The 26,153-nt window shown below is 69.0% G+C and carries 25 protein-coding genes; 10 read left to right on the top strand and 15 right to left on the bottom strand.

From position 1 onward, the window contains the following. The first annotated feature begins 27 nt into the window (after positions 1 to 27). Complete coding sequence (locus tag AC3B5L_RS09425) at positions 28 to 420, top strand: VOC family protein (RefSeq protein ID WP_259952454.1); 393 nt, start codon at positions 28 to 30, stop codon at positions 418 to 420. Positions 421 to 485: 65 nt separating this feature from the next. On the opposite strand, the gene AC3B5L_RS09420 is transcribed toward AC3B5L_RS09425, so the two are convergent. The 7 genes from AC3B5L_RS09420 to glnA form a co-directional block, all read right to left on the bottom strand. Beyond that, positions 486 to 971, bottom strand: a complete 486-nt coding sequence (locus tag AC3B5L_RS09420) for a hypothetical protein (RefSeq protein WP_490095680.1) — start codon at positions 969 to 971, stop codon at positions 486 to 488. Positions 972 to 1,061: 90 nt separating this feature from the next. Further along, positions 1,062 to 1,346 (bottom strand): WXG100 family type VII secretion target, encoded by a 285-nt coding sequence (locus AC3B5L_RS09415; protein ID WP_363443767.1) that lies wholly within the window; start codon positions 1,344 to 1,346, stop codon positions 1,062 to 1,064. After that, positions 1,343 to 1,828 (bottom strand): hypothetical protein, encoded by a 486-nt coding sequence (locus AC3B5L_RS09410; protein WP_490095679.1) that lies wholly within the window; start codon positions 1,826 to 1,828, stop codon positions 1,343 to 1,345. The genes AC3B5L_RS09415 and AC3B5L_RS09410 overlap by 4 nt, the downstream gene beginning before the upstream one ends. Before the next feature lie 77 nt (positions 1,829 to 1,905). Beyond that, positions 1,906 to 2,403, bottom strand: a complete 498-nt coding sequence (locus AC3B5L_RS09405) for a hypothetical protein (protein WP_363443773.1) — start codon at positions 2,401 to 2,403, stop codon at positions 1,906 to 1,908. Beyond that, positions 2,400 to 3,692 (bottom strand): WXG100 family type VII secretion target, encoded by a 1,293-nt coding sequence (locus tag AC3B5L_RS09400; protein WP_490095678.1) that lies wholly within the window; start codon positions 3,690 to 3,692, stop codon positions 2,400 to 2,402. Before AC3B5L_RS09400 ends, AC3B5L_RS09405 begins: the two co-directional genes overlap by 4 nt. Then, positions 3,689 to 3,979 carry a hypothetical protein gene (locus tag AC3B5L_RS09395; protein ID WP_363443778.1) on the bottom strand — a complete coding sequence of 97 codons (291 nt, stop codon included), beginning with the start codon at positions 3,977 to 3,979 and terminating at the stop codon, positions 3,689 to 3,691. Before AC3B5L_RS09395 ends, AC3B5L_RS09400 begins: the two co-directional genes overlap by 4 nt. A gap of 204 nt (positions 3,980 to 4,183) precedes the next feature. After that, on the bottom strand, positions 4,184 to 5,608 hold the full coding sequence (glnA, locus tag AC3B5L_RS09390; protein WP_187661580.1) for a type I glutamate--ammonia ligase: 1,425 nt from the start codon (positions 5,606 to 5,608) through the stop codon (positions 4,184 to 4,186). 147 nt (positions 5,609 to 5,755) lie between these two features. On the opposite strand from glnA, the gene AC3B5L_RS09385 reads away from it, so the two are divergent. Next, the gene (locus AC3B5L_RS09385) at positions 5,756 to 6,151 is read left to right on the top strand and encodes an RDD family protein (RefSeq protein WP_232089029.1); all 396 of its coding nucleotides are present in this window, start codon (positions 5,756 to 5,758) and stop codon (positions 6,149 to 6,151) included. Between the two features lie 3 nt (positions 6,152 to 6,154). Here the strand turns inward: AC3B5L_RS09385 and AC3B5L_RS09380 are convergent, their stop codons facing one another. Next, positions 6,155 to 6,643 (bottom strand): ATP-dependent zinc protease family protein, encoded by a 489-nt coding sequence (locus tag AC3B5L_RS09380; protein WP_187661579.1) that lies wholly within the window; start codon positions 6,641 to 6,643, stop codon positions 6,155 to 6,157. Between the two features lie 18 nt (positions 6,644 to 6,661). On the opposite strand from AC3B5L_RS09380, the gene AC3B5L_RS09375 reads away from it, so the two are divergent. Further along, the gene (locus AC3B5L_RS09375) at positions 6,662 to 7,849 is read left to right on the top strand and encodes a RimK family alpha-L-glutamate ligase (protein ID WP_060923121.1); all 1,188 of its coding nucleotides are present in this window, start codon (positions 6,662 to 6,664) and stop codon (positions 7,847 to 7,849) included. Between the two features lie 57 nt (positions 7,850 to 7,906). Here the strand turns inward: AC3B5L_RS09375 and AC3B5L_RS09370 are convergent, their stop codons facing one another. After that, positions 7,907 to 8,617, bottom strand: coding sequence for a DUF4191 family protein (locus AC3B5L_RS09370; RefSeq protein WP_187661578.1), 711 nt, complete (start codon positions 8,615 to 8,617; stop codon positions 7,907 to 7,909). A gap of 162 nt (positions 8,618 to 8,779) precedes the next feature. Between AC3B5L_RS09370 and AC3B5L_RS09365 the strand changes: the two genes are divergently transcribed. Then, positions 8,780 to 10,201: a hypothetical protein gene (locus AC3B5L_RS09365; RefSeq protein ID WP_490095677.1), complete on the top strand. Its 1,422-nt coding sequence runs from the start codon at positions 8,780 to 8,782 to the stop codon at positions 10,199 to 10,201. 13 nt (positions 10,202 to 10,214) lie between these two features. Here the strand turns inward: AC3B5L_RS09365 and sucB are convergent, their stop codons facing one another. From sucB to AC3B5L_RS09350, 3 genes are all read right to left on the bottom strand, one after another. Then, entirely contained in the window at positions 10,215 to 11,990 is a 1,776-nt protein-coding gene (gene sucB, locus AC3B5L_RS09360; RefSeq protein WP_315637712.1) for a 2-oxoglutarate dehydrogenase, E2 component, dihydrolipoamide succinyltransferase, read from the bottom strand. A gap of 66 nt (positions 11,991 to 12,056) precedes the next feature. Next, positions 12,057 to 13,430 (bottom strand): dihydrolipoyl dehydrogenase, encoded by a 1,374-nt coding sequence (gene lpdA / locus AC3B5L_RS09355; RefSeq protein WP_490095676.1) that lies wholly within the window; start codon positions 13,428 to 13,430, stop codon positions 12,057 to 12,059. A 5-nt stretch (positions 13,431 to 13,435) separates the two neighbouring features. Next, the gene (locus AC3B5L_RS09350) at positions 13,436 to 14,914 is read right to left on the bottom strand and encodes a leucyl aminopeptidase (protein ID WP_490095675.1); all 1,479 of its coding nucleotides are present in this window, start codon (positions 14,912 to 14,914) and stop codon (positions 13,436 to 13,438) included. Positions 14,915 to 15,028: 114 nt separating this feature from the next. Between AC3B5L_RS09350 and AC3B5L_RS09345 the strand changes: the two genes are divergently transcribed. The 3 genes from AC3B5L_RS09345 (at position 15,029) to AC3B5L_RS09335 (ending at position 18,071) form a co-directional block, all read left to right on the top strand. Further along, on the top strand, positions 15,029 to 15,970 hold the full coding sequence (locus AC3B5L_RS09345) for a proteasome assembly chaperone family protein (RefSeq protein WP_187661573.1): 942 nt from the start codon (positions 15,029 to 15,031) through the stop codon (positions 15,968 to 15,970). 167 nt (positions 15,971 to 16,137) lie between these two features. Beyond that, the gene (locus AC3B5L_RS09340) at positions 16,138 to 17,379 is read left to right on the top strand and encodes an RNA polymerase sigma factor (RefSeq protein ID WP_187661572.1); all 1,242 of its coding nucleotides are present in this window, start codon (positions 16,138 to 16,140) and stop codon (positions 17,377 to 17,379) included. Beyond that, complete coding sequence (locus tag AC3B5L_RS09335) at positions 17,379 to 18,071, top strand: coenzyme F420-0:L-glutamate ligase (protein WP_071328695.1); 693 nt, start codon at positions 17,379 to 17,381, stop codon at positions 18,069 to 18,071. The genes AC3B5L_RS09340 and AC3B5L_RS09335 overlap by 1 nt, the downstream gene beginning before the upstream one ends. A 151-nt stretch (positions 18,072 to 18,222) precedes the next feature. On the opposite strand, the gene AC3B5L_RS09330 is transcribed toward AC3B5L_RS09335, so the two are convergent. After that, entirely contained in the window at positions 18,223 to 19,239 is a 1,017-nt protein-coding gene (locus AC3B5L_RS09330; protein ID WP_025103580.1) for a sugar-transfer associated ATP-grasp domain-containing protein, read from the bottom strand. 84 nt (positions 19,240 to 19,323) lie between these two features. On the opposite strand from AC3B5L_RS09330, the gene AC3B5L_RS09325 reads away from it, so the two are divergent. Further along, positions 19,324 to 20,028, top strand: a complete 705-nt coding sequence (locus AC3B5L_RS09325; protein WP_232089028.1) for an alanine racemase — start codon at positions 19,324 to 19,326, stop codon at positions 20,026 to 20,028. Positions 20,029 to 20,039: 11 nt separating this feature from the next. After that, on the top strand, positions 20,040 to 21,077 hold the full coding sequence (locus tag AC3B5L_RS09320; RefSeq protein ID WP_490095674.1) for an alanine racemase: 1,038 nt from the start codon (positions 20,040 to 20,042) through the stop codon (positions 21,075 to 21,077). A 26-nt stretch (positions 21,078 to 21,103) separates the two neighbouring features. Here the strand turns inward: AC3B5L_RS09320 and AC3B5L_RS09315 are convergent, their stop codons facing one another. After that, positions 21,104 to 21,322 (bottom strand): DUF7455 domain-containing protein, encoded by a 219-nt coding sequence (locus tag AC3B5L_RS09315; protein ID WP_187661569.1) that lies wholly within the window; start codon positions 21,320 to 21,322, stop codon positions 21,104 to 21,106. A gap of 181 nt (positions 21,323 to 21,503) precedes the next feature. On the opposite strand from AC3B5L_RS09315, the gene AC3B5L_RS09310 reads away from it, so the two are divergent. Further along, a complete protein-coding gene (locus AC3B5L_RS09310) occupies positions 21,504 to 23,615 on the top strand; it encodes a DNA gyrase/topoisomerase IV subunit B (RefSeq protein ID WP_490095673.1) in 2,112 nt (703 codons plus the stop codon). 60 nt (positions 23,616 to 23,675) lie between these two features. Here the strand turns inward: AC3B5L_RS09310 and AC3B5L_RS09305 are convergent, their stop codons facing one another. After that, positions 23,676 to 26,117, bottom strand: a complete 2,442-nt coding sequence (locus AC3B5L_RS09305; RefSeq protein WP_490095672.1) for a DNA gyrase/topoisomerase IV subunit A — start codon at positions 26,115 to 26,117, stop codon at positions 23,676 to 23,678. Positions 26,118 to 26,153: the final 36 nt, after the last annotated feature.

Raw genomic sequence — 26,153 nt, 5'->3', positions numbered from 1 at the left:
TCCATGGGGAGCTGGGAGACTGGACGGATGGCAGGGATTCACCACGTGGAGATCTGGGTCGCCGACCTCGCGTCGTCGCGAGCGGAGTGGGGGTGGCTGTTCGGTGCGGTGGGTTTCGTCCGGGCCGGCGCATGGCCCGAGGGCGAGTCCTGGGAGGCGGGTGGCGCGTATGTCACCCTCACGATATCCCCGAACCTCAGCGGCAGCGCACACGATCGTCGCGCCCCTGGCGTGAACCATCTCGCCTTCGCTGCGGGCCCGCCGAGCCGAGTGGACGCGATCATCGCGGCGGCACCCGAGCACGGCTGGCGGCCTTTGTACGCGGAGCGCTACCCGCACGCCGGTGGGCCCGATCACTACGCCGGATGGCTGGAGAACTCCGCGGGGTTCAAGGCCGAGATCGTCGCCGACGAGTTCTGACGCGGGCCATGCCCAGCGCCGTTACCGCCAGAGGCGAGCGGCGGTGCTGGCGGTCTCCAAGACTCTCATCGTTCCTCCGACAGCTCCTGGCTGAGGTCGAGCTCGCGGAGGACGTACGGCTGCGCGACGGCTTCGGTGAGGTAGTAGGTGTAGAAGATGACCGCGGCTTCGTCAGCCGTGAACACCTCGTTCGAGAACACGCGCACCGCACGGGTCTGGCTGATCGGGATCAGCGTCGTCGTCCCGTCGACGGGCTCAGGGCGCCCGATCGTATAGAGGTGGCTCTTGCCGTCAGGTCCAAGAAGTCGGACCTCGACAGTAATGCCATCTGCTGATCCCGGCGCCTGGATGAAGAAGCCGGTCAGGTCTTCCGGCGTGACGAATCCGTTCTCAGGGTTCTCCGCTCGCCAGATGCTGCACGTGAACTTCGTTTCCCCGTCGAGGCGTCCCAACATGAAGCGGAGCTCGTCAGGGATGGGACGGTAGGCGTCGGTGACGAATCCGTAGAGTCCCGAGGGAGAGACCGAGGCGTGGGTGGGCTTGAACGTCAAGGCGCAACCTGCGTTTCTGCTCGTGTGACGACGATGTCTTCGCCGTCCAGTTTGACGCGGGCGGGGGTTCCATCCCGAACCGTATGAGCGTCACTTCCAGAGGCGGGCGGCGGTGCTGGCGGTTGCCCTGGAGATGGCATTGGCGGTGATGAGTCGGCGGTTGGCTTCGGCGAGGGCGGCCTTCATGCCGCGGATGGCGGTGTCCCAGTCGTGGTGGGCGCGGTCGTATGCCGCCTGTGCCTCACCGGACCATGAGGATCGAAGTCGAGCGGCCTCCGCGTCGAGGGTGTCGAGCTGCTCCTGGAACTGCCGGACGGTGAGGGCGAGACGCGCGACTGTGTCGCTGATGGCGTCGTGACGGACCGCGACTCTCATCGTTCCTCCGACAGCTCCTGGCTGAGGTCGAGCTCGCGGAGGACGTACGGCTGAGCGACGGCGTCGGTGAGATAGTACGTGTAGAAGATGACTGCGGCTTCGTCAGCGGTGAACACCTCGTTCGAGAACACGCGCACGGCGCGGGTCTGACTGATCGGGATTAGCATCGTCGTCCCGTCGGCAGGCTCGGGACGCCCGACCGTGTACAGGTGGGTCTCGCCGTCAGGCGCGGGGAGGCGGACTTCCACGGTCATCTGATCGGCTGAACCGGTCGCCTGGATGAAGGAGTCGGTCAGAGGCTTCTGGAATCCGATGATGCTAGACGGGTCCGCGCCACGCCAGATGCTGTACGTGAACTCGCTCACGCCGTCCAAGCGGCCGAGCATGAGGCGCAAGTGATCTGCGACGGGGCGCCTGTTCTCTGTGATCCACCCCATCTGACCGCTCGTGAACTGCTGGCCGTGCGTCCTGCTTGAGGTCACCGCAGTCTCCTCTCTCCCCGAGAACGCAGCGAGCTGTGCGACCGTGTCGGCGATCGCGTCGTGACGGACCGCGACTCTCATGGCGCCTCGTCCTCGGTGGGGTCGGGGACGCTCATGTCAATCTCGCGGAGCGTGTAGGGCTGGGCGACTTCATCGGTGAGGAAGTAGGTGTAGAAGATCACCGCTGCTTCGTCGGCCGTGAACACCTCGTTGGGATACACGGTGGTGGAATGGCGTCCGTCATCCCAGTGGATGACCTCGGTGGGCTCGCCGGACATGTCCGCGCCCGGACGCCCGACGACATACTGATGCGCGGTGCCGTCCGGGTCGACATAGCGGACCTCGATCACAAGGGCTTCCGCTGTCCCGGCACACTGGATGTACTCCTCGCTGAAGGGGATGCTGTCCAGAAGGTCCGCGCCCTCTGGGGCGCGCCACAGGCTCCATGCCCATGTTGAGGACCCGTTGAGCTGACGCAGCGAGAACTGGATCTGTTCCTGGTACGGCCGGAAGTAATCGACCAGTGCGCCGCGAGTATCGTCATTGATCTGACGGATATGTGTCGGTTGACTCATTTCACGGTCTCCAGAATTACTCGAGTGATTGTGATTCTCTCCCCATTCAGGGTGGCGGTCGCTGGTCGTTCGGGGCTCACGGTTGCATCGAAGCCACGTTGGGCTGCATCGCGGCTGCCCGTGCCGCCCTTGATCTCGATGCCGGTGTACGTCCCGTCGGCGTTCTCGATGAAGCCATCGTAATAGCGAACTTGGTCTGAGGTCGCTTGGGGATTGTGGTGATACCCCTGGATGGTCGCGCGGATCTTGTTGCGGATAACGTCCTTGCCGGTGTCCTCGGCGACACGATCGAGTCCGATCTTTTCTGTGTCGACCCAGGGGCGTTGGCCGTCGCCGTTGTACTGGCCGAGCACGTTCCGTCCGCCGTGCGTGGGGTGTGGGGCGGGGCGCTCAGGAGCATTCTGAGCGGACTCGTTCGCCCACCTGCCGGCAGCGTGTCCGGCTGCGGTCAGGCCGGCCGCGGCTACGCCGGCGCCAGCCCAGGCCAGACCACCCCCAGGGACGGTGCCGACGCCGGTTACGGCGACCGCTCCGCCGCCGCCCATCATGGCCCCGCCGCCGATGACCAGGGCGGCTCCGCCGAGGAGTTCGAGGATGATGTCCGGGTGCTCCCACAGCGTCCGCGCGGAGGCGGCGAGCATGTCCATCGTGGCCTGGAACGGCTGCACGACAGCGAGCGTGAACACCGCCTCGGTGACGGCATGCTGGGCTGCGGTCGCGGCCTCAGCCTCGGTGAGCGGCATGCGCGCGGCCTCTGCGGCCTGGTCCAACCGGACTGCGCAGTCTCGGGCGAAGACATCCAGCGTCGCCCGGGCGTTGAACAGCACCGCTCTGGCCTGTTCATGCGCGGGACCGGACGGGTCGACGAATGGCACCTCCACCTCCGGGTGCCGAAGGCCCTGCCCGACCCGAAGCTCGCGGACGTAAGCGCGGTGCGCGGCCAGTGCCGTGGCGGCCTGCTGCTCGGCCTCGTCCCACAGGGTGATGGCGCGCGCGGCTTCCTCCTGCGCCCACTCCAGCGCATCCGCCCAGGTGAACAGGGCGTGAGCGCCCTCGCGGAGCCCGTCGCCGGCGTTCGACCAGTGCAGCAGCTGACGATCGAAACGCGCCAGGTACGCGTCGTAGGCCTCGCCTGTCCAGGTGCCGTCGTCGTCGAGCGTCGCGAGTTGGTCGCGCACCCGTGCCGCGGCCACGCCGTGTGCCTTCCATGCCGCGGCCGTCGCCCTGACCTCGCCGGGGGAGCCGGGGATGAGGGCGGTGGCGGAGCGGGTCTGCCCGAGCTCGATCACTCTTCCCAGATCATCGCGTCGACCTCGGCCTTCGCGGCATCCGTCCCCTCATCGAAGACCCGGGCCGTCGTCGCCAGACGTTCGGTGAAATCGTCGGAGACCGTCACCCGCGCTGCGAGGCCCGCAGACCAGGTTTCGGCGAACCGCTCAGAGGCTGCGACCACCCACTCGTGGCCGGCGCTCGTCGGCGGGGTGAGGTCGGTCGCCCCGACGTCTGCGATGATGCGCCGCGTCTTCGCCGCCATCGCCCGCAACACATCCGTGTCGACCTCATAATCCTGCGACATGCCGCCCTCTTCCTGCGAGCCCCCCGGCTGCGGGATCGAGCATAGGTGAAGACAGGGTCAGAGGACAGCGAAATGTCTGAATATGCGTAGGAAGTAACCCCAAATGAGTACGTGGGGGTAGGGCTGCCGTAGCCTCACGGTTCCCATGCAGCGAAAGAGCCCGCCCCCGGATGGGGACGGACTCTTTCGCGATCTGCGTTCGGCTCAGACTCCGAAGTACAGCTCGTACTCGAACGGGTGCGGGCGCTGAGCGATCGGCAGGATCTCGTTCTCGTACTTGTAGGAGATCCAGGTCTCGATGAGCTCCTCGGTGAACACGCCGCCCTCGAGGAGGAACTGGTGGTCGGCACGGAGCGCCTCGAGCGAGTCCAGCAGGGAGTTCGGCACCTGCGGGATGTTCTTGGCCTCCTCAGGCGGAAGCTCGTAGAGGTCCTTGTCGACGGGCTCGTGCGGCTCGATCCGGTTCTTGATGCCGTCGAGGCCCGCCATGAGCTGCGCGGCGAAGGCGAGGTACGGGTTGCCGGAGGCGTCGGGGGCGCGGAACTCGATGCGCTTGGCCTTCGGGTTCGAGCCCGTGATCGGGATGCGGATCGCGGCGGAGCGGTTGCCGGCCGAGTAGACCAGGTTGACCGGCGCCTCGAAGCCCTTGACCAGACGGTGGTAGCTGTTCAGCGTCGGGTTGGTGAAGGCGAGCAGCGCCGGCGCGTGGGCCAGGATGCCGCCGATGTACCACCGCGCGATGTCGCTGAGCTGACCGTAGCCGGCCTCGTCGTAGAAGAGCGGCTTGCCGTCGCTCCACAGCGACTGGTGGGTGTGCATGCCCGAGCCGTTGTCGCCGTACAGCGGCTTCGGCATGAAGGTGGCGACCTTGCCCCACTCCTCGGCGGTGTTCTTGACGATGTACTTGAACTTCAGGATGTCGTCGGCCGCGTGCACCATGGTGTCGAAGCGGTAGTTGATCTCCTGCTGGCCGGCCGTTCCCACCTCGTGGTGGGAGCGCTCGAGGATGAAGCCCGCATCGATGAGCTTGAGGGTGATGTCGTCGCGCAGGTCGGCCGTCTTGTCGACCGGGCTGACGGGGAAGTAGCCGCCCTTGTACGGGGTCTTGTTGGCGAGGTTCCCGCCCTCCTCCTCGCGGCCGGTGTTCCACGCGGCCTCCTCGGAGTCGACCTTGTAGAAGCTCTCGCCGGCAGTGACGGAGTAGCGCACGTCGTCGAAGATGTAGAACTCGGCCTCGGGGGCGAAGAACGCGGTGTCGGCGATGCCGGTGGAGGTGAGGTACTTCTCCGCCTTCTTCGCGACCTGACGCGGGTCCTTCGAGTAGATCTCGCCGGTGCGCGGGTTGTAGATGTCGAAGATCATCACGAGGGTGCTCGCCTCGCGGAAGGGGTCGATGTACGCCGTCGTCACATCCGGGATCAGCTGCATGTCCGACTCGTGGATGCTGGCGAAGCCACGGATGGAGGAGCCGTCGAACAGCTGTCCGTCCGTGAAGAAGGCCTCGTCGACCGTCGCCGCAGGGATGTTGAAGTGCTGCTGCACACCAGGGAGGTCGGTGAAACGGATGTCAAGGAATTTGACGTCGTTCTCCTTGATGTAGGCCAGTACCTCGGACGAATCTTTGAACATGTACGACTCCTGTGATGCGGATCGATGGCTTCGGGGCCACTTTGCACAGTACGGACGGGGGATTTCTCCACGGTATCCGCTTTGTTTCGTCCGTGTTACAGCGTGAGCAGGATCGGAGGGCATCCACAGCCTCGGTAGGCTGGAGGGGTGACGGATGCTGTGAACACGTACCCCGGTGAGCGACTCGGACTCCCGGAGTCCGGACCGGGGAGCATCGGTCGCCCTGGACGTCGCATCGGGGCCCTCGCGATCGACTGGACGGCAGCCGTCATCCTCTCCGTCGCGTTCTTCCAGTACGACCCGTTCGCCACGCTGCTCATCTTCGGCGTCGTGCAGATCCTCTTCATCCCGACCGCCGGCGGCAGCCCAGGGCACCGCATCCTCGGCATGCGCGTCGTCCGTCTCGACGGCGGATGGGTCGGTCTGTGGCGCCCGATCGTGCGCACGCTGCTTCTCCTCGTCGTGATCCCGGCCGTCGTGTGGGACCCGGATCAGCGCGGTCTCCACGACAAGGCTGTGGGCACGGTCCTCATCCGCGCCTGAGGCTCAGTCGCGGCCGCGGTTGCGACGGCGTGCTTCGCGGGGTGCTCTGCCGCCGAGGAACGAGCGCGCGGGGTCGACGACGTACCCGCGACGCAACGCTTCGCGGCCGATCAGCATCCGGAAACCCATCTCGTCCCGGTTGCTCAGCGTGACCTCGGCGAGCACCTCTCGGTCGACGAGACGGATCATCAGCTGCACGACGAGACGTTCCTGCGCGTGGCCGGAGGAGCTCCGGACGGCCCGCCGGTCGTGGATGGGGGACTCGACGACGACGGCATCCTCCTGGCTGTCCTGCCAGGGCTTCACACGGAACCGCACCCAGGGCTCGTCATCGCGCTCGAACTCCTGGATGTCGAACGCGTGCAGGGACGAAGTGCGGGCGCCGGTGTCGATCTTGGCTTTGATCCAGTCGACTCCGAGATCGGGCAGGCTCACCCACTCGCGCCACCCCGTAAGGGTGTTTGAATGGGTAGACCTACTCACCTGATACATCCTGGCAGGAAATCCCCCGTGAAGATCGCAGTGCTGTCCCGTGCGCCGCAGGCGTACTCCACCCAACGCCTCCGCGCGGCCGCACTGCAGCGAGGGCACAACGTGAAGGTGCTGAATACCCTGCGCTTCGCGATCGACCTGACCTCCGACGAACCCGACCTGCACTACCGTGGTCGGCAGCTCAGCGACTACGACGCGATCCTGCCACGCATCGGCAACTCGATCACGTACTTCGGTACCGCGGTGGTGCGACAGTTCGAGCAGATGGATGTCTACACCCCGAACACGGCGAACGGCATCTCGAGCGCGCGCGACAAGCTCCGGGCGAACCAGATCCTCTCCCGGCACAACATCGCGATGCCGCCGACGGCCTTCGTCCGCAACCGCGCCGACGTGCGGCCGGCGATCGAGCGCGTCGGCGGCGCTCCCGTGGTGATCAAGCTGCTCGAGGGCACCCAGGGCATCGGCGTCATCCTCGCGCCGCAGGTGAAGGTGGCTGAGGCCATCATCGAGACGCTCCACTCGACCAAGCAGAACGTGCTCATCCAGAAGTTCATCGCCGAGAGCCGGGGCCGCGACATCCGCGCGCTCGTCGTCGGGGACCGCGTCGTCGCCGCGATGCGCCGATCGGCAGCGGGGGACGAGTTCCGTTCCAACGTGCACCGTGGCGGCTCGGTCGAGGCGATCGAGCTCGACCCGGTCTACGAGCGGGCTGCCGTGCGGTCGGCCCAGATCATGGGACTCCGCGTCGCCGGCGTGGACATGCTGGAGGGGGACGAGGGACCCCTGGTGATGGAGGTCAACTCCTCCCCGGGCCTGCAGGGTATCGAGACCGCGACCAAGCTCGACGTCGCGGGCGCGATCATCGACTACATCGCCGGTCAGGTCGCCTTCCCGGAGATCGACGTCCGGCAGCGCCTCACCGTCTCCACCGGCTACGGCGTCGCCGAACTCATGGTCCACGGCGCCGCCGACCTGGTCGGCAAGACGCTGGGGGAGGCGGGCCTGTGGGAGCGCGACATCACGGTGCTCACCCTGCACCGCGGGGTCAGTGTCATCCCGAACCCGCGCAAGCATGTGGTCCTCGAGCCCGACGACCGCCTGTTCTGCTTCGGCAAGCTCGATGAGATGCGCTCGATGATCCCCGAGCGTCGTCGTCGCCGCGCGAAGGTGCGCCGCCTGCCCAAGCAGCCGCTCTCGGAATGAGAGAAGCGCGGCCGCCCTCGGTCAGGGCGGCCGCGCTTCGCGGTCCGGGGGAGCGGGTCAGCGCGGACGCTGCGCCCGCACCTTCGTCGGGTCGATCCCCTTCGGGATGGGAAGCGACGACAGCGACTGCGAGACCGAGTCGATGCGGCGGATGACGGCCGCCATCGTGGCCTTGTCGATGGCCTTCGGGAGCTTCTTGATGGTCTTCGCGAGGTCGGCGATGGGCACCTCGTCTTCGCCGTGCCCGACGTAGAGCACCGTGATCGGCACGCCGTGAGCGACGCGCTGCGCACGGCTGCGCTCCTCGTTCACGAGTCGGGTGAGGCGTCCGCGGGCGCCCTCGCCGACGACGACGATGCCGCCGCGGCCGACCGTCCGGTACACCGCCTCCTGCGTCTTCGGGTTGATGCCCACCGGGGTCTCGGAGGCCTGCCACCGGCGACCGAGGCTCGTGCTGAGCACGTGGCCGGTCGCACCGGGCATGCCGTCGATCTTCGTGTACATGGCCGAGGTCGACAGCCGGGTCATGAGGAACAGCGCGCCGAGGACGCCAAGCATCAAGCCCGTGATGGCCCAGAGGACGAGCGTCCACACCTGGAACGGCGGAATCAGGTAGCCGGCCAGGAGGCCGAGCAGCACGCCGCCGATGAGGATCGCGGCCTGCGCCCAGGGAAGCCAGGCATAGGCCTCGCGCGTGAACCGGAAGAGGGACTTGATCTGGGAGAAGAACCCAGGACGCTTCTCGGGTTCAGGAGCACGCTTTGCCATGGAGACCAGCCTACCGAGTCCGAAGGCCGTGCGATGCCGCCGTTCGCGTGCAGCGGAGAGCGTGTGCGCGATCTCTCCTGCACAATCCGACCCGCCACGGGATCTCGTCCCCGAGCAACGAGTTCGGACGGAGCGTCCCGCGGGTCGGGTGGGATGGATCGCATGACACCAGCGCGTGAGAGTGCCCCCCGCGAGCAGGCCGTGCTTCCCCAGGCACACCGTACGATCCGACTCCTCGACTCTGCTGAGGGGCCCTTTCGCGGTGCGCTCGTCACCTCGCCGGACGGTCCGGTCGTGCGCGTCGAGGCCGAGAGCCTCGCTGGTTGGGCGGGCTGTCGATATGCGGGCACCCAGCACATCGCCGCGCCGGTGGACATGATCCGCCGCGCGGACGGACACGACGTCCTTCTGCCCTGGTGCACCGAGCGCCTGGAGGCCTACGTGGATCGGCGGCTCCGGCGGGGCGGGTTGCCATCGGGGGAGGTCAGCACGGTGGTCGTGAGTCTTCTGCGCGGACTGGCGGAGCTGGGGCCCGCGTCGGCGGTGGACATGCACGGGACATGGTGGCTCACCGACGGGGGCCGGCCGGTCTTCGTGCTGGGGCCCGGTCAGGACGCGCCGACCGCCGTCCTGGTGATCGTGGACCGGCTACGCGCGGAGTGCACCGATAAGACGATGGCCCGGGTCCTCGACCGCACCCGCGATCGCGTTCGCTCGGCCGCAGCACAGCGCCGGGTGCCCCGGCGATTGCTCGAGGACGCAGAGAGCGACCTCTTGGAGATCGCAGCACCACGACCACTGGAAGAGGCTGCCGAGGACCGGGCGGCGCCCACGGAAGCCGGTGTCTCCGGTGCGGTGCGACGAGTCCGCACCGAACCCGTCACCCGCGCACGGCTGCGGGAGCGTCGGATGCGGGAAGAGAGTGCGGTCAAAGGGGGCCCGGTACGGGCGTTCGCCGGCCTGCTCGCCCTCCGCGATCGAGTCGTCAGCGGGGCGCGACCTCTCCTCGATCGGCGGACCATCAGGGTACGGCCGCCGGCGGGCGGAGGGGAGACGGATTCCCGGCGCAGGCGGGTTCTCATCGTGGCCGGCGCGTGCGCGGCGGCGGTGCTCCTCGCGGGGCTGCTGTGGCCGAGCGACGGAGACGATCCCGCGGTCGGGGCAGCGGGGAGCACTCCTCCGTCCGCTGACCGTCCTGAGGGAGCGGGCCCTGCCAGGCGGACTGCGCCGACACCTGCTCCTTCACCGTCCGCGTCCGCGGCGCCGCCGAAGGCCGACGATCCGACAGGCGCTCTCCCGGCACTCCTCGCGCAGATCGTCGAGTGCGAGGCACGCGACGACGCGGTGTGCGCCGCTGCCGTCGCGGCCGGTTCCGCCGGGATCACGCCCGTCGCTGCCGAGATGGCCGGTCGGAAGGATGCGGTTCTCGTGGATCGCTATGGAGACATGGCCGTGATGGAGCTGCCGTCATCGCCCGAGAGCGGCGAAGCGAAGACCGAGGAGGCAGCCATCCTCGTGCTGGTGTGGGCAGATGAAAAATGGCTGGTCCGCGACGCATATCGCGTCGCGGACCAGCCGAAGTGAGGCGAGCCGTCGGTCAGGCGCCGAGCTGGCCGCTGAACTGCGCAGCCTCGAGGCGAGCCTTCACCGCACCGAGGAAGCGTGCCGCGTCGGCACCGTCGATGATGCGGTGGTCGTACGACAGAGCCAGGTACACGTAGGAGCGGACCGCGATCGCGTCCGTGCCGCCGACCTTGACCAGACCCGGGCGCTTGACGACCGTGCCCGTGCCGAGGATCGCCGACTGCGGCAGGAACACCACGGGCGTGTCGAACAGCGCGCCGCGCGAACCGGTGTTGGTCAGCGTGAACGTGCCGCCGGCGAGCTCGTCGGGCTTCAGCTTGTTGTCGCGGGTGCGCGCCGCGAGATCGGCGATCTCGTGGGCGATCTCGGCGATGTTCTTCGACGCAGCGTCGCGGAGCACCGGCGTGAGCAGACCGCGCTCGGTGTCGACCGCGATCGAGACGTTCTCGGACGCCGGGTAGACGATCTGCTCGCCGTCGACCGTCGCGTTGATGATCGGGAAGGCCTGCAGGGCCTCCGCCGCGGCGAGGGCGAAGAACGGCAGGAAGGACAGCTTGTCGCCGGTCTTCTCGAGGAACGACGCCTTGACGCTGTCGCGGTACTCGGCGAGAGCGGTGACGTCCACCTCGACCACCGTGGTGAGCTGGGCCGTCTGCTGCATCGACTCGACCGCACGCTTGGCGAGGACCTTGCGCAGGCGCGACATCGGCTGGGTGGTCCCGCGCAGCGGCGACACCTCCAGGGGGGCCGGAGCCGGCGTTGCAGCGGCTGCCGGTGCGGCGGTGGCGGTCTCTGCGGCCTTGAGGACGTCCTCCTTGCGGATTCGGCCTCCGACGCCGGTGCCCTTGACCGTGGCCAGGTCCACACCCTGCTGCGCAGCCAGACGGCGCACGAGCGGGGTCACGTAGAGGTTGTCGCTCTCGGTCGGCAGCGACAGCTTGGGGGCCTCCGCCTGCGCGGGCTGTGCCGGAGCAGCGGCCTGCGCGGGCGCTGCGGGGGCCTCGGCCTGCGGAGCGGGAGCAGCGGGAGCCTCGGGCTGTGCAGCCGGAGCCTCGGCCTGCGGAGCCGGAGCGGCGGGCGCCTCGGCCTGCGGAGCGGCAGGGGCTTCGGCCTGCGGAGCAGCGGGAGCCTCGGGCTGGGCTGCGGGAGCAGCACCGGATCCGACGCGTGCCAGCACGGCGCCGACCTCGACGGTCTCGTCCTCGCCGGCGACGATCTCCTGCAGCACCCCGGCGACCGGCGACGGGATCTCGGTGTCGACCTTGTCGGTGGAGATCTCGAGGAGCGCCTCGTCGACCTCGACCGAGTCGCCGACCTGCTTGAGCCAGCGGGTGACCGTGCCCTCGGTGACGCTCTCACCGAGCTCGGGGAGCACGATGTCGGTGGCGTCGCCGGAGGGAGCCGCAGGCGCGGACTCGGCGGGAGCGGAATCGGCGGGTGCCTGCTGCTCGGCCGCGGGAGCCGCGGCGGGCTCCGGAGCGGCGGGGGCGGCGGCCTCAGCCGGGGCGGCCTCAGCCGCAGCAGGGGCATCGTCGGCCGGTGCCGCACCGCTGCCGTCGCCGATGCGGGCCAGCAGAGCACCGACCTCGACGGTCTCGTCCTCGGCCACGAGGATCTCCTCGATCACGCCGGTGACGGGGGAGGGGATCTCGGTGTCGACCTTGTCGGTCGAGATCTCGAGCAGGCCCTCGTCCGCCTGGACGGTGTCTCCCACCTGCTTGAGCCAGCGGGTGACCGTACCCTCTGTGACGCTCTCACCGAGAGCGGGGAGGACCACGGATGTGCTCATGACTGAGTCTCCTTCAGAAGTTGTATGACGCTTGTCTAGCTTAGTGACTCGGGCACCGGTTGGTGCTCAGAGGGCGTGCAGGGGCTTTCCGGCCAGCGCGAGGAAGGCTTCGCCGAGGGCCTCGCTCTGGGTCGGGTGGGCGTGGATGAGCGGCGCGATGTCCTCGGGATGAGCCTCCCACGCGACCGCGAGCTGTCCCTCGGTGATGAGCTCTCCGACGCGGTCGCCGAGGAGGTGCACACCGAGCACGGGACCGTCCTTGAGGCGGACGACCTTGACGAGGCCGCCCGTGCCGATGATCTCGCTCTTCCCGTTCCCCGCGAGGTTGTACTCGTAGGAGTGGACGGCGTCGGCACCGTGCGCGGCGACCGCCGCCTCCTCCGTCAGACCGACCGAGGCGACCTCCGGGCTCGAGTAGGTGACCTTCGGGATCTGCACGTCAGGGACGTTCACGGGGGAGAGGCCCGCGATGCGCTCGGCGACCGCTATGCCCTGCTGGAACCCGCGGTGGGCGAGCTGGAGGCCGGGGACGATGTCGCCGACCGCCCACACGCCGGGGACGCCGGTGCGGAGGTCGCCGTCCACCGTCACGAACCCGCGGTCCAGGCGCACGCCTGCTTCCTCGAATCCCAGGTCGGCGGTGGCGGGGCCGCGGCCGACGGCGACGAGGAGGTAGTCGGCGGTGAACTCCTTGCCGTCCTCCAGCGTGACCGTGACGGACGAGTCGTCCTGGGTGGCAGTCTGGAAGCGCACGCCCAGGGAGTACTGGATGCCCCGGCGGCGGAACGCACGCTCGAGGCCCTTGCTCATCGCGATGTCCTCGTTCGGGACGAGGTGGGGCAGCGCCTCCACGATCGTCACCTCGGCTCCGAAGGAGCGCCACACGCTCGCGAACTCGACGCCGATCACGCCGCCGCCCAGGATGAGCACCCGCTCCGGGATCACGTCCAGGGCGAGTGCCTGCTCGCTGGTCAGGATCCGTCCGCCGATCTCCAGACCAGGCAGGGAGCGGCTGTACGAGCCGGTGGCGAGGATGACGTCGGTGCCGACATAGACATCGTCGCCGACAGTGACGCTCCGGTCCGCGTTCAGGCGGCCGAGCCCAGCGACCGTCGTGATCCCGCGCGCCTTGACGAGCCCCTCGAGGCCCTTGTACTTCTTCGCGACGATGCCCTCGCGATACGTGCGCACGCCCGCCGGGTCGATCCCGCCGAACGAATGCGTGACGCCGACCGAGGCGGCGTCACGCACGTGGTCCGCCACCTCGGCGGCGTGCAGCAGCGCCTTCGTCGGGATGCACCCGCGGTGGAGGCACGTGCCTCCCACCTTGTCCTTCTCGATCAGTGCGACGGACTTGCCGAGCTCGCTGGCTCGCAGTGCCGCGGCGTACCCGCCGCTGCCGCCGCCCAGGACGACGATGTCGAAGGTGTGGGTTGTCATGGGTGTCATGCCTCCGGGTGGGATGCTGCTTCGGCGAAGGCGATGATCGATCGGACCATCGCCCCCGTGGGGCCCTTCTCTGTGAAGCCGTAGGGGGCGCCGGCGTGTTCACCGGATCCCGCGATGTCGAGGTGCACCCAGGGGATGCGCGGCGCGTCGTCCGCGTCCGAGGTGCGGCCGACGAAGCGCCGGAGGAAGAGACCGGCGAAGGACGCGCCGCCCATCCGATCTCCCATGTTGGCGTTGATCATGTCGGCGATGGGGGAGTCGAGCGTCTCCTCCATGTAGGCGGGCAGCGGCATGTGCCACGCGGGCTCTCCCGTGCGGGCGGCCGCGGCGAGGAACTCCGCGACCGTCTCGTCGTCGCCGAAGACGCCGGTGTGACGGTGGCCGAGGGCTGCGACGATCGCGCCGGTCAGAGTCGCGACGTCGATGATGACGTCGGGGTTCTCCCGGCTCGCGGCGACCAGACCGTCGGCGAGGACGAGGCGCCCCTCCGCGTCGGTGTTCAGCACCTCGACGGTGGTGCCGTCGAGGATGCGGATGACGTCCCCGGGGCGGAGAGCACGACCGGACGGCATGTTGTCGGTGATGCAGAGCCAGGCGGTCACGTGCACGGGGAGGCGGAGGGCCGCGATGGCGCGGAGGGCGGCGAGGGAGGTCGCGGCACCGGCCATGTCGAACTTCATGCCGACCATCGAAGCCGCCGGCTTCAAGGAGAGTCCGCCGGTGTCGAAGGTGATGCCCTTGCCGACGAGGGCGATGTGCCGCTGCGCGTCCGCCGGCGCGTAGTCGAGGCGGACGAGGCGCGGCGGCCGGTCGGATCCCTGGCCGACGCCGAGGATGCCACCGAAACCCTGTTCCGCGAGAGCGGTCTCGTCGAGGATCTCCACGGTGACGTCGAGGTCCGCGACGCTGTCGGCGGCGCTCTGCGCCAGCTGCGCGGGGCTCTGCCACTCGGCGGGCACGTTCACGAGGTCCTTGATGAGAGCGACGGCCTCACCCGTGGCGTGAGCGCGGGCGATCGTCTCGTCGTCGAGCGGGGCGTGGACGACCACCGCCGTCGCCCGCTTCTTCCTGCCGTTCTCGGCGCGGTAGTCGTCGAAGCGGTAGCCGCCGAGGACGGCGCCTTCCGCCGCGGCAGCCGCGTGCTCCTCGAGACCGCCGGCGAGGCCGAGCGCGACGGTGTCGAAGCCGGTCAGGGAGCGGAGAGCCGCGCCGGCTGCGCTCCGTACGGAGGCGTCGTCGACGGTGGAGCCGACGCCGACGACGGCGAACGGGAGGGGCGTCACCTCGGGGGCGTAGACCCGAGCGAACGCACCGGCGGCGCCGGTGAAGCCGATGCCCGCCAGAGCGTCGGCGAGACCGGGGTGAGCCGCCAGCGACTCGGCCGACTCGGAGAGATCGGGGACGACGAGCACTGCGGCATCGGCAGCGCTTCCGGGGAACTGATCGGTGGTGTGCGAGAGCACGGGAAGCGTCATGCTCTCCATCCTAGGATCTCCGCCCCGGGGTCGTCGGTCCGCCGGCCGGGGTGTGTTCGCTCTCAGCGAGACACGTCAGAGCCCGGCTCCGGGTGCGGCTCGTAGCATGGAGACATGCCCTTCTCCGGAGAGATCCACGAACGCGTCGCGAACGCCCCCACGGTGCCCCACGGCCTGCCTCTCGTGATGCTGCTCACCGGTTTCACCGACGCGGGCAGTGCGGTGTCGGGGCTCATCGATCATCTGCGGGAGACGACGTCGCCGCAGCCGCTCGCGGTCTTCGACAACGATGTGCTCCTGGACTACCGCGCACGCCGCCCGGTCATCTCCTTCGACCAGGACCACCTTGCCGAGTTCCGCCCGCCCCGTCTGGAGCTCTCCCTCGCCACGGACGCGCTGGGACGCCCGTTCCTGCTGCTCACGGGCTACGAGCCCGACTTCGCGTGGAACGCCTTCGCGGAGACCGTCCTGGATCTCGCTGCGGAGTTCGAGGCCTCGGGGCTGCACTGGGTCCACTCGATCGCGATGCCCGTGCCGCACACGCGCCCCATCGGGACGACGGTGAGCGGGAACCGGCGCGACCTCGTCGTGTCGCACTCCGTGTGGCGTCCGCGCACGCAGGTCCCGGCGACCGCGGGTCACCTGCTCGAGTACCGGTTCGCGGAGCGCGGGGAGCGCGTCGTCGGCTTCGTGCTCCTCGTGCCGCACTACCTCGCGGAGACGGAGAATCCGGAGGCGGTCAGTGCAGCGGCGGAGAAGCTCATGGCCTCGACCGGCCTCGTGCTCATGCTCGACGCAGTGCAGGAGCGCCGTGAGGACTACCTCGCCCGAGTCGACGAGCAGGTCGCAGCGAACGACGAACTGCAGCAGATGGTGCACAACCTCGAGCGCCGGTACGACGCCTACATGGCCGGTCGTGACCCCGAGGACGACTCGTACGACGAGGGCGGATTCAGCGAACGCGACCTGCCCAGCGCCGACGAACTCGCGGCCGAGCTCGAGCGCTACCTCGCATCTCGGCCGTCGGGTGACGAGGACAAGCCGGGACGCGGCTGAATCTCTCGCAGCGGATCGGGCGGGAATGCGTCCTCATCGCCATACGTGTGCGATACTAGGAGTCCGACCCGTTGTCAATCAGTGTTTTCGAGCACTGGACTTGACAAGGGTCTTACTAGTGTCCGAAATGTCCCGGGGTCTCCCAGCGGCCCCGTGAAAGGCGAAACGTGACTCCTGCCACGACGAAGAACACGCGGACGAAGAAGGCCGATCAGATCACCGCGGATCCCGAGGTCGAGGACGTCGAAACGACCGAAGCGGCTCCTGCGCCCAAGCGCGCCGCGGCCAAGCGCGCCCCCGCGAAGAAGAAGAAGTCGGACGACGTCGTCGAGGAAGACGACGCCGCCGCAGCCGAGGGCTCCGAGGACGCCGCGGGCGACGAGGAGGAGGACGACGCGAAGCCGGCCTTCACCGAGCCGCTGCCGACCGGCGCGATCGTCATCTCCTCCAAGGACGACGAAGAGGTCCCGGTCTACTCGACCCAGATCACCGGTGCCACGGCCGACCCGGTCAAGGACTACCTGAAGCAGATCGGAAAGGTCGCGCTGCTGAACGCGGCCGAAGAGGTCGAGCTCGCGATGCGCATCGAGGCGGGTCTGTTCGCGGAGGAGAAGCTCTCCGCGATGTCCCCCGCCGAGAAGACGAGCCAGCTCGGACTCGACCTGCAGTGGGTCGCCCGTGACGGCCAGCGCGCGAAGAGCCACCTCCTCGGCGCGAACCTCCGTCTCGTCGTCTCCCTCGCCAAGCGCTACACCGGTCGCGGCATGCAGTTCCTGGATCTGATCCAGGAGGGCAACCTCGGTCTCATCCGCGCGGTGGAGAAGTTCGACTACACCAAGGGCTTCAAGTTCTCGACCTACGCGACCTGGTGGATCCGTCAGGCCATCACCCGCGCCATGGCCGACCAGGCCCGCACCATCCGCATCCCGGTGCACATGGTCGAGGTCATCAACAAGCTCGCCCGCGTGCAGCGACAGATGCTGCAGGACCTCGGTCGCGAACCCACCCCGGAAGAACTGAGCCGCGAGCTCGACATGACTCCGGAGAAGGTCGTCGAGGTGCAGAAGTACGGCCGCGAGCCGATCTCCCTGCACACCCCGCTCGGCGAAGACGGAGACAGCGAGTTCGGTGACCTCATCGAGGACACCGAGGCCGTGGTCCCCGCCGACGCCGTGGGCTTCACGATGCTGCAGCGTCAGCTCGAGCAGCTCCTCGACTCCCTCTCCGAGCGCGAAGCCGGCGTGATCCGGATGCGCTTCGGCCTGGGCGACGGTCAGCCGAAGACGCTCGACCAGATCGGTGACACGTTCGGCGTGACGCGCGAGCGCATCCGCCAGATCGAGTCCAAGACGATGGCCAAGCTGCGCCACCCGAGCCGCTCGCAGTCGCTGCGGGACTACCTCGAGTGATGCAGGCGAACGAGGGCAAGGCGCTCGAGACGAGCGTCGACGGAAAGAGCTACGCGCGGATCCCGCTGCGCACCCGCGTCGTGATGCCGGACGACGATCTCGACGCCATCATCACGGAGTACGCGAAGGCCGCCGTCCAGCCGGGCGACCTGCTCTTCGTGACCGAGAAGATCGTCGCGATCACGCAGGGCCGGTCCTACCGCCTCGACGAGATCAAGCCGCGCAAGCTCGCGCTGTTCCTGTCGAAGTACGTCACCCGCACGCCGTACGGCATCGGTCTCGGCATGCCCGAGACGATGGAGATGGCATTGCGCGAGTGCGGCACGCCGCGCATCCTCTTCGCGGCGGCCGTCTCGGCGGTCACCAAGGCGTTCGGGCGCAAGGGCGACTTCTACCGCATCGCGGGGGACAAGGCCCGCGCGATCGACGGACCGACGAAGCACACCATCCCGCCGTACAACGAGGCTGTGGTGCTCGGGCCGAAGGACCCGGACCGGGTTGCGGCGCACCTGAAGACGCTGATCGGCGGCCAGGCCGAGGTGGCCGTGGTCGACATCAACGATCTCGGCGGCAACATCCTCGGCTCCACCCTGGACAAGGCGGGGGAGCTGCGGCTGGTGAAGATCCTCGGGGACAATCCGCTCGGCCAGGGCCTCGAGTCCACCCCGCTCGGCATCGTCCGCGCGGTCTGAACAGCTCGACCCACCCCTTCACGACCGAACCGGCCCCTTGCGTGTGAACGCAAGGGGCCGGTTCGCATGTACAGGGGTGGCCCGGCGCTTCGACGCGCTCAGCGACCCATGCGGGGTCCCTGAGCCTGTCGAAGGGTGAGCTGTCGAAAGGTCAGAAGCCGATGACCTCGCGGTAGCGCGGCTTGTGCCCGGTACGGATGCCGGTGACGCTGGGCTTGTTCTCGTAGACGCCCGCCCCCCAGTTCCCCTCGACGAGCACGGGGCCGTCCGGGGTCACGACGACGTCCCATCCGACGTACTGCACCTGCGGCACGACCCGGGCGACCTGATCGATGAAAGCGCGCACCTCGTCCATGTAGGGCAGCTGGAAGTCGGCGATGCGGAAGCCCGAGTCCGGGTGGGTCTCGTGCACGTGCCCGTGCGAGTCATAGCCGGCCCCCACGGCGTGCCCGTTCTCGTCGAGCATCGTGTAGAAGCCGCCGAAGGTCATCTGATCGCTCACCGCGCCGCGGCCGAACTTCTGCGCCATTGCGAGGATGTGCGCCTTCTCCCCGTCGAAGAAGGCGGTGATGCGGGTGGTGTTCACGGTCCCGGGGCACACGGCCGCCAGGTCGTCATGCTGGCGGATGACCTCTTCGATCAGCAGCTCGCCGCGGTCGAGGAGACCGCGGTGGAACTCGGTCCAGTCCGTGATGTCGGCGGCGTGATATCGGTGCACACCGGTCCCGGCCTGGCCGACCGGCTCCTTCGTGACGATCGTTCCGAGGCGCTCCGTGAGGGCACGGACCTCGTCGGCGTTGCCCTCCTCGACCACCATCCACTCGCGATGCAGATGTGCGGAGAACTTCCGGTTGAACTCGATCTTGTCCTGGAAGATCCAGCGGAAGTCGGGGTGGTCGTACTTCTGGGAGAGCTGGTTGGACACCGGGTGCGTCATGTACGTCTCGCGCTCGGCACGGTTGAGCATCGCGAAGTCGTAGTCGATGTAGTCCTGGAAGCCCACGTTGTGGCGGGCCGCCGACCAGAGCATGTCGGCGACGATCGTGGGAACGGGACGGTGGTGCTGTGCCGAGGCCTCCTTCGCCCGTTCGAACACCGAACCGACGTCGATGCGGCGGGCACGGCCGAGGAGATAGCGGATGCGGGGCGCGAGAGAAAGACGAGACATGGAGCTCCGGGTCTAGGGATCGACGTCCCAGTCTACGCGGGGAGCCCCCAGGCTCCTGAGAGCGCGGAAGCTAGGCTGGAGGACGTGTGTGACACGAGTTCGAGTGCGCTTCCGCAGGCGATGATCTCGCGTTCGGCCCTTGCTGCCGGCGCGTCCGCGGCGATCCGTGCCGGGGGCCGCCGTGCCGATCTCCGCCGCGACGCATGGGGGCATGGACTGCTCGCCGTGGCCCACGCGGTGACAGCCGCGGGCGTCGAGGAGGTCCTCGTGGACTCGCCAGGCGAAGTCGAGGCCCTGCGCCTTGAAGGCATCAGCGCCACGACCGTCGGTACGCCCGACGTCGACCCCGTCCTCCTCTACGGGCTGCCGTCCGCGGAGGGAATCCCGGCGACACCTCCGGTCATGCGCCTGGTCGGCCGGGTCATGTCCACCAAGCGCCTGCGCGCGGGGGAGGCTGTCTCCTACGGCTACACCTTCCGGGCCGCAGCGGACACGGAGGTCGCGCTCGTGACGGGCGGCTACGCGCAGGGTGTCGTCCGCTCTCTCGGCAATCACGCCGACGTGGAGATCGCCGGCGCGTTGCGTCCCATCGTCGGACGAGTCGCCATGGACGTCTGTGTGATCGACCTCCAGGGCGCCGCGGCCGAGGTGGGAGACACGGTGACGTTCTTCGGCGGGACCGGCCCCGCATCCGACGCGATCGCCCGCTGGGCCGAGGTCACCGGGATGACGCCCGCGGAGCTCGTGGCCGTCCCCGGTGCTCACGCCGTGCGCGGATGGGAGGCATGATGGGTGGGCCGATGCGACCAGAACTCCGCCTGGACAGCGCCGTCTTCCGCGCGAACATCGCGGCCGTGCGCGACCGACTGGGCGACTCCACGTTGATGCTGGTGCTCAAGGACGACGCGTACGGCCACGGACTCCGCTGGGCGGTGGAGACCGCGCGCGAGGCGGGGGTGACGACGTTCGGCAGCTACGACGTGCGCGGGGGCCTCGACGTCCGGCGCCTCGCAGGCGGGACCGCGTCCGTGTTCGCCTGGGCGACCTCGACCGACGAGGAGATCGACGAGGCGCTCCTGCAGGACATCGAGCTCGGCGTCGGCACCATCGAGTACCTGCGCCGCATCGTCACGCGGGCCGATGTGCTCGGTGTGCGTGCCCGGGTGCACCTCAAGATCGACACCGGCCTCCATCGCAATGGCGTGCGTCCGGAGGACTGGGCGGCGGCCGTTGCCGAGGCGAGGGCGGCCGAGAGCGCGGGCACCCTCGCGCTCGTGGGCGTGTGGAGTCACATCGCGGAGGCGAGCGACGCCGAGGACGACGAGGCCCAGTCCGTGTTCCTCGATGCCGTGCAGCACACCGGTCTGTCCGGAGCTGTGCCGGCGGCCCTGCACCTCACAGCGTCGGCGGCATCCTGGTGGCGTCCGGAACTGCGCGGCACGGTGTCACGGATCGGGGCGTTCTGCTACGGCATCCGTTCGGCGGACGGCCCGGATCTCGACGGTGTGCAGCCGGCGGCACGTCTCGTGGCCCCGGTCGTCCGGGTCGACGGCGACGCCGCGGTCGTGGCCGTCGGCAGTCTCGACGGCCTGCCCTCGACGCTGGCCGGCATGACGGTCGGTACCCCGGCAGGCCCCCGCGTGGCGCCCGAGATCGACCTGGCGACGACGACCGTCGAGGGCTGGCCGGGGATGGCTGTCGGCGACGAGGTGACGATCTTCGGGCCGGGCACGCAGGGGGAGGAGACAGCGACGACCCTCGCCGAGCGGATCGCGACGGTGGGCGAGGAGATCCTCACCCGCCTCGGTCCGCGGATTCGGCGGAGGGTCGTGGAGTGAACCGGCTCGGCCGGTTCAGGCGCTGATCAGACCGTCTCGACGAGACGAGCGGTCTCGTCGTGCCAGCTCGTGGCCACGCTGCGCAGCTTCTCTTCGTACTTGCGGCCGTGGTGGGCGCAGAAGAGCAGCTCGGAGCCGTTGACCTCGGCGGCGATGTAGGCCTGCGCTCCACACGAGTCACACCGGTCCATCGCAGTCAGGCGGTACTCGACAGCGGAGGTCTCACGTTCGGTCGTTGCATTCATCTCGGGGCCTCCTCGGGTGTCGGCGTCCTTGTTGGTCGTGCTCAATACAACCACGCTGCACCTGGGGGCATGCCCGGTCGACGGCGTGTTTCGCTCAGCGCGTACGCGCACACGCGCGAAGGCGGTGCCGCGGGGAGTGTCTGCGGGGGGCGGGACCGTCCCGCGAATAGACTCGGAGATTGTGAATGCCGAGTACTCCGCCCATCATCTCCAGGTGCTCGAAGGACTCGAAGCGGTCCGCAAGCGCCCCGGCATGTACATCGGCTCGAACGGTTCGCCCGGGCTCATGCACTGCCTCTGGGAGATCATCGACAACTCCGTCGACGAGGCGGTCGCCGGCAACGGCTCCCGCATCGACGTCATCCTCCACGACGACGGCAGCGTCGAGGTGCACGACCGCGGTCGCGGCATCCCCGTCGACGTGGAGCCCCGGACCGGTCTGACCGGCGTCGAGGTCGTCTACACCAAGCTGCACGCCGGAGGGAAGTTCGGCGGCGGCTCCTACGCGGCGTCGGGCGGTCTCCACGGCGTCGGCGCCTCGGTGGTGAACGCGCTCTCCGAGCGCCTCGACGTCGAGGTCGACCGCGGCGGCAAGACCTACGCGATGTCCTTCCACCGCGGCGAGCCCGGCATCTACCAGGACTCGGGGGAGAAGCGGCCCGATGCGCCCTTCACCCCGTTCGAGGAGAACAGTGAGCTGCGCGTCGTCGGCAAGGCGCCGCGCGGGGTCACCGGTACGCGTGTGCGCTACTGGGCCGACCGTCAGATCTTCACCAAGGACGCCGCCTTCCAGCTCGCCGAGCTCGAGACCCGCGCGCGGCAGACCGCCTTCCTGGTCCCCGGCCTCGAGATCGTGGTCCGCGACGAGCGCGCCGCGAGCGCAGTGGTGGGGGAGGACGGCACTCCGACCGGCCCCGTGGAGACCTCGTACCTCTACGAGGGCGGCATCTCCGAGTTCGTGGAATACCTGGCGGTCGACCCGCCGGTGACCGACACCTGGCGCATCCAGGGAGAGGGCACGTTCACCGAGACCGTCCCGGTCCTGCAGCCCGACGGCCACATGGTGGCGACCGAGGTTGAGCGCGTATGCGCCGTCGACATCGCCCTGCGCTGGGGCACCGGCTATGACACCCGCATCCGCTCCTTCGTGAACATCATCTCCACGCCGAAGGGCGGCACGCATCAGCAGGGCTTCGAGCAGGAGCTGCTGAAGGTGCTCCGCAGCCAGGTCGAGCAGAACGCGCGTCGGCTCAAGGTCGGCAACGACAAGCTCGAGAAGGACGACGTCCTCGCCGGCCTCACCGCCGTCCTCACGGTCAACGTGCCGGAGCCGCAGTTCGAGGGTCAGACGAAGGAGGTGCTCGGCACGCCCGCGGTCCGCCAGATCGTCGCGCAGGTGATGCGCAAGGACCTCCAGCAGCGTTTCACCTCCACCAAGCGCGACGACAAGAGCCAGGCCACGCAGCTGCTCGACAAGATCGTCTCCGAGATGAAGGCGCGTGTGTCCGCACGCGCCCACAAGGAGACGCAGCGCCGCAAGAACGCGCTCGAGTCGTCCACGCTGCCGACCAAGCTCGTCGACTGCCGGACGAACGACGTGGAGCGCAGCGAGCTCTTCATCGTCGAGGGCGACTCGGCGCTGGGCACGGCCAAGAACGCCCGCAACAGCGAGTTCCAGGCGCTGCTGCCCATCCGCGGGAAGATCCTCAACGTGCAGAAGGCCTCGGTCGGCGACATGCTGTCCAACGCCGAGTGTGCGTCCATCATCCAGGTGATCGGCGCGGGCTCCGGGCGGACCTTCGACATCGACGCGGCGCGCTACGGGAAGATCATCCTCATGAGCGACGCCGATGTCGACGGAGCGCACATCCGCACGCTCCTGCTCACGCTGTTCTTCCGCTACATGCGACCGCTCATCGAGCATGGACGCGTGTTCGCCGCCGTGCCGCCGCTGCACCGGATCATCGTCATCAACCCGGGTTCGAAGCCGAACGAGACCATCTACACCTACAGCGAGCAGGAGCTGCACGCCCTGCTCGCCAAGCTCCGCAAGGCCGGCAAGCGCTGGCACGAGCCGATCCAGCGGTACAAGGGTCTCGGGGAGATGGACGCGGAGCAGCTCGCGAACACGACGATGGACCGTTCCGGTCGCCTGCTCCGCCGGGTACGGATGGAGGATGCCGAGGCCGCGGGCCGCGTCTTCGAGCTGCTCATGGGCAACGAGGTCGCCCCGCGGCGGGAGTTCATCATCGACTCCGCGGACCAGCTCTCGCGCGAAGCCATCGACGCCTGAGGGCGGCGGGGACGAAGAAGGGGACCCGGCGAGGCCGGGTCCCCTTTCTTGGCGGACGGGTCAGACGAGGGTCCGGCCGATGCTGCCGATGACGCCGTCGATCGGCTGGCCGGAGGCATCGCGGCGCGCTCCGGGCTCGGGGAGCTTGCGCACCGCGCCGGTGGGGTCGACGGCCAGAGCCGGGCGGGGGCCGACCCAGGCGACCGTGAGGCGGTCCTCGCCCTTCAGGAAGGCGTGGGCGCGGACGCCACCGGTCGCGCGGCCCTTGGACGGGTACTCGGTGAACGCCGACACCTTCGCGCGGCCCGGATCGGTGCCGGGCAGGATGCTCTCCGCGCCGGCGACCGTGGCGACGACAACGTCGGTGTCCGGGGTGACGGCACCGAAGAAGAGGACCGCGGCGCCGGAGCCGAGCTTGATGCCCGCCATGCCGCCGGCGGGTGCTCCTTGCGGGCGGACCGCCGAGGCCGAGAACCGCAGAAGCTGGGCGTCGGTCGTCAGGAACACGAGGTCCGCGTCGTCCGCCGCGTCGGCCGCACCGACGACCGAGTCTCCGCTCTTGAGGCCGATGACCTCCAGGTCCGGGCGCACCGGCAGGGTCGACGGCACGATCCGCTTGACGATTCCCTGCGCGGTGCCGAGGGCGACCGGGGTGTCGCTGTCGAATCGGATGAACCCGACGATGCGCTCGCCCTTGGTCGTGACCCCCAGGTAGTCGCGCAGCGGAGTCCCCGCGGCGAGCTGTACGGAGGTGCCGGGCACCGAGGGCAGATCGACGGGGGAGAAGCGGACGACGCGTCCCGTGCTCGTGAGCGCACCGACCTCACCGCGAACCGTCGTCTCGACGGTCGCGAGGATGGCGTCGTGCTTGCTCCGCCGGGCAGGGGCGGTGAGCTCCTGTCCTTCGCCGAGGTCCACGCGCACGGCGCGCCCCGTCGTCGAGAGGACCACGGTGGTCGGACCGTCGGCGATCTGCAGATCCACCGCGCCCTTCGTCGCGCGGGGCTTCGGCGGGGCCGCGTTCATCAGCAGGGTGCGGCGCGGCGTCCCGTAGGCCTCGGCCACGGCGTCCAGCTCCTGGGCGACGGCGGCACGCAGCAGCGCCGGGCTGGCGAGCAGTTCCCGCAGCGACGCGATCTCCGCGAGGAGGGCGTCCCGCTCCGCCTCGAGCTCGATGCGCGAGAACTTCGTCAGGCGGCGCAGCCGCAGCTCGAGGATGTACTCGGCCTGCGGCTCGCTGAGGTCGAACACGGACCGGAGCCGGGTGCGTGCCTGCTCGGTGTCGTCGGACGACCGGATGACCTGGATGACCTCGTCGATGTCGAGGATCGCGATGAGCAGCCCTTCCACCAGGTGCAGGCGCTCCTCCCGACGGGCGAGACGGTACCGGCTGCGGCGCGTGATGACCTCGATGCGGTGGCCGACGTAGACGCTGAGCATCTCCTTGAGGCCGAGCGTTCGGGGCTGGCCGTCGACGAGCGCGACGTTGTTGATGCTGAAGGAGTCCTCCAGCGGCGTGAGCCGGTAGAGCTGCTCCAGGACGGCGTTGGGATCGAATCCGGTCTTGATGCCGATGGCGACGCGGAGGCCGTGGTTGCGGTCGGTGAGGTCGGTGACGTCGCTGATGCCCTGAAGCTTCTTCGCCTGCACCGCGTCGCGGATCTTCTCGATCAGACGCTCCGGGCCGACCATGTACGGGAGCTCGGAGACGATGATGCCCGTACGTCGGGGACCCAGCGGCTCGATCGACGTGCGTCCGCGGACCTTGAGGGCGCCGCGACCGGTCGTGTAGGCGTCCTTCACGCCGTCGAGCCCCATGAGGATCCCGCCCGACGGGAAGTCGGGGCCGGGGACGTACTCCATGAGGTCCTCGGTGGTGGCGTCCGGGTGCTCGAGGAGGTGGGTCGCCGCGGCGACGACCTCGATGAGGTTGTGCGGCGCCATGTTGGTCGCCATGCCCACGGCGATACCGCTGGCGCCGTTGACGAGCAGGTTCGGGAAGGCCGCAGGCAGCACCGCGGGCTGCTGGAACTGGCCGTCGTAGTTCGGGATGAAGTCGACGACGTCCTCGTCGAGGTTCTCGGTGAGCGACAGCGCGGGGGCGGCGAGGCGCGCCTCCGTGTATCGCGCGGCAGCCGGGCCGTCGTCCAGGGATCCGAAGTTGCCGTGACCGTCGACGAGCGGCACCCGCAGCGCCCACTCCTGGGCGAGGCGGACGAGGGCATCGTAGATCGCGGAGTCGCCGTGCGGATGCAGCTTCCCCATGACCTCGCCCACGACGCGGGCGCTCTTGACGTGGCCGCGGTCCGGCCGCAATCCCATCTCCGCCATCTGGAAGAGGATGCGGCGCTGCACCGGCTTCAGGCCGTCCCTGGCATCGGGGAGCGCACGCGAGTAGATGACGGAATACGCGTACTCGAGGAAGGAGCCCTGCATCTCGTGGGAGAGATCGATGTCCTGGATGCGTTCCTCGACAGGCTCGGGCGGCGGGGTTTTCGGCATGGACTTCCTGAGGGCGTACGGGAGCCTGTGTCAGAC

The organism is Microbacterium sp. C-MGS6 (genome assembly GCF_058140415.1).
The sequence above is the reverse complement of the archived record's forward strand: the minus strand, read 5'-3'. Positions and strand labels throughout refer to the sequence as shown.